The organism is Streptomyces sp. NPDC043878 (assembly GCF_056435735.1).
In genome coordinates this window covers 1-1,222 of record NZ_JBWKDW010000062.1, presented here as the reverse complement: position 1 = coordinate 1,222, position 1,222 = coordinate 1, and the positions used below count along the sequence as shown (strand labels likewise).

1 protein-coding gene is annotated in these 1,222 nt (G+C 66.0%); it reads right to left on the bottom strand.

Translation table 11 applies throughout. The features are described from left to right. Positions 1–11: 11 nt before the first annotated feature. Positions 12–1,145, bottom strand: a complete 1,134-nt coding sequence (locus AC07AZ_RS38045) for an IS630 family transposase (protein WP_478855335.1) — start codon at positions 1,143–1,145, stop codon at positions 12–14. Between the last annotated feature and the right edge of the window lie 77 nt (positions 1,146–1,222).

The window sequence follows — 1,222 nt, the reverse complement described above, 5'->3', positions numbered from 1 at the left end:
CTAGTGCCGCATCAGGCAACGTTCGCCCTGTTCACGACCTTGCGGAGGCGTTCGTCGGCGGCGTGCTTGTTCCGCCAGATGATGTAGCGGCGGATCATGCTTCCCTGCTCTTTGTGGCCGACATGGTCGGTGCCGTCCAGTGCGAAGTAGCGCAGGGCGGTGAACTGGGCCTCGATCCGGTTGAGCCAGGAGCTGTTGGTCGGGGTGTAGGCGAACTCCACGTTGTTCGCCGCCGCCCACGTCGCGACCCGCTGGCAGCGCTTCGTCGTCAGGTGCGGGGAGTAGTTGTCACACACGATCGCGATGCGCACGGCCATCGGGTGCAGGGAGCGCAGGTAGCGGCAGAACTCCAGGAACTTCGACCTGTTCTTGGTCTTCTTGATGTGCCCGTAGAGCTGGTCCTTGGCCAGGTCGTAGGCGGCGAACAGGTGGCGGACCCCGTGCGGGCGGTTGTAGGTCGCCCGGCGCCGAGGGCGGGGCTCGCGGTCGGGGTCCTTGTGCCGGCCGCCGCGTTCGGCCCACTGCCGGCCGGGATGGGGCTGCAGGTTCAGCGGCCCGAACTCGTCCATGCAGAAGACGACTTCAGGCTCGCCGTCCTCGGGTATGACCTCGCCGTCAGCGATCGCGTAGAGATGCTCGACGCGGGCCTTCTTGGCCGCGTAGTCCGGGTCGTGTGAGGTCTTCCAGGTCTTCACGCGTTGAAACGAGACGCCCTCCTCTCGGAGCAGGACCCGAAGGCCCTCGTGGCTGATGTCGTCGACCACCCCCTCGGCGACCAGGAAGTCGGCCAGTTTGGCCAGGCTCCAGGTCGAGAACGGCAGGCGGTGCTCCGCCGGCTTGGACTTGGCGATCTTCTTGATCTCCCGGCGTTCCGGGAGGGTGAAGGTTCTGGGCCTGCCGCCCTTGTACTTCGGGTAGAGCGAGTTGAAGCCGTCCGCGTTGAAGTTGTGGATCACATCTCGCACCCGGTCCGGGCTGGTGAACGTCACCTCGGCAATCTTCGCCACAGGCATGCCCTGCGCAGATAACAGCAGCATCTGGGCCCGCCGCCAGGTCACCACCGACCCGGTGCCCCTGCGGATGATCCGCAACAGGCGCCTGCCCTCGTCGTCATCAATCTCCCGGACCTGCACCCGTTCAGCCACGTCACCATTCTGGCCGCCCGACGCAGCAACTGAGCGCTGCATCGCGGCAGGGCGAACGTTGCCTGATGCGGCACTAG